At 71.9% G+C, this 1,857-nt stretch carries 2 protein-coding genes; both read right to left on the reverse strand.

Going from position 1 to position 1,857, the window contains the following annotated elements:
* Positions 1 to 1,085: thiamine pyrophosphate-dependent enzyme (locus tag AB0G28_RS49295; RefSeq protein ID WP_361106648.1), on the reverse strand; the 1,085-nt coding region annotated here is incomplete at its 3' end.
* 4 nt (positions 1,086 to 1,089) lie between these two features.
* Positions 1,090 to 1,857 (reverse strand): transketolase C-terminal domain-containing protein (locus AB0G28_RS49300; RefSeq protein WP_361106651.1); only part of this gene is annotated, 768 nt, incomplete at its 5' end.

The raw sequence follows: 1,857 nt of genomic DNA on the forward strand, positions 1-1,857 counted from the left end.
AGCAGGCCGAACCGGCGGATGTTGCGGTCGGCGAGCGCCTGGATCTTCCCGATCACGTCGGTGCGCGGCGGGTCGCCGAACAGGTGCGCGTACCGCGTCTGCGGCCGCAGGTAGTCCTCGACGGGCACGCGGCGGCGGATCTTCGAGACCGACACGATCTCGCCGTGCTCGGCTTCGAAGACCGGGAAGATCCCGCTTTCCTTGGCCAGCCGGGCGATCCGGATCGTGTCGTGCGAGGCGCTGCCCCAGCCGAGCGGGCAGGGCACCAGGACGTGCAGGTACCGGGCGCCGCGGAACTCCATCGCCCGCGTCACCTTCGCCTCGAGGTCCCGCAGGTCCGCGACGGTCGCCGTCGCCACGTACGGGATCTCGTGCGCCAGCGCGATCATCGGGACGTTCTTGCCCTGCCCGAACACCGCGCCGGGCTCCGGGCCGACCGCGGGCGTGGTCGCCGTGCGCGCGGCGGCCGGGGTCGCTCCGGACCGCTGGACGCCGGTGTTCATGTAGGCCTCGTTGTCGTAGCAGATGTAGAGCACGTCGTCGTCGCGCTCGAACATCCCCGACAGGCAGGCGAACCCGATGTCGACGGTCCCGCCGTCGCCGCCCTGCCCGACCACGCGGACGTCGTCGCGGCCTTTGGCCTTCATCGCCGCGGCGACCCCGGTGGCCACCGCCGGGGCGTTGCCGAACAGCGAGTGCAGCCACGGGATCCGCCACGACGTTTCCGGGTACGGCGTCGAGAAGACTTCGAGGCAGCCGGTCGCGTTGACCGCGACCATCCGGTTCCCGGTGGCCCGCATGGCCGCGTCCAACGCGTACCGCGCGCCCAGAGCCTCGCCGCAGCCCTGGCACGCGCGGTGCCCGCAGTCGATCGAGTTGATCCGCTGCCGGTCGGACTGGACGCTGCGCTGGTCCGCACCGAGCAGCCGGCCACCGACCGCGAAGCTGCCGGTCTGGTAGAACTTGATCGGCGTCGCAGCCGCACTGCCAATCCGGCCGAAAGCAGGCGGATACGGTCCGCAGCCGGTCTGTGCGAGGTGAGGGTTTCCGCCGTGACTGCCGGTCGGATTGGTAGCGTTCGACACGGCATCACCCGATTCGCGAAGCGACCGCACCGAGGTCGCGCAGGAGGTTTTCGGCCGTCGGCCCCGAGCGGCGCGCGGCGGCCAGCCGGCCCAGCTCCCGGTCGATCAGCGAGTGGTCGAGGTCGAGGAAGGTCAACGGCGGCAACCGGTCCGCACGCAGCAGCCGGGTCAGCGAGTCCTGGGTGATCGCGCGGCCGCCCAGCCCCGCCACCACGGCGTGGACCTCGGCCGCCGGGGCCGCCGCGACGACGTTCTGCGTGACGATCCCGCCGACCCCGGGCTCGAAAGCTCGTTCCAGGACGACGACGCGCCGGGCGTGGCCGAGGGCCGCGCGCACCGCGTCGGCGGGGAACGGCCGGAAGCAGGTCAGGCCCAGCACGCCGATGCGCAGGCCGTCCCGGCGCAGCTCGTCGACGGTGTCCTTGAGCGTGCCCAGCACCGAGCCGAGCGCGATGACGATCGTCTCGGCGTCTTCGGTGCGGTACGAGCGGGTCAGCCCGCCGGAGTTGCGGCCGAACGCCTCGGCGAAGCGGTCCGCGACGTCCGGGACGACGTCGAGCGCTTCCATCAGCCGGGCATGCCCGAGGTAGCGCACCTCGGTGAAGGCCTCCGGACCGACCATTGCCCCGATGGACGACGGCTCGGCCGGGTCGAGCACCTGGCGGGGTTCGTACGGCGGCAGGAAGGCGTCGACCTGGTCCTGGTCCGGAATGTCGACTTGTTCCCATGCGTGGGTCAGTACGAAGCCGTCCATGCACACCATCACCGGCGT

The sequence above is a fragment of the Amycolatopsis sp. NPDC021455 genome (assembly GCF_040640995.1).
In the GTDB taxonomy this organism is placed as follows: Bacteria; Actinomycetota; Actinomycetes; order Mycobacteriales; family Pseudonocardiaceae; genus Amycolatopsis.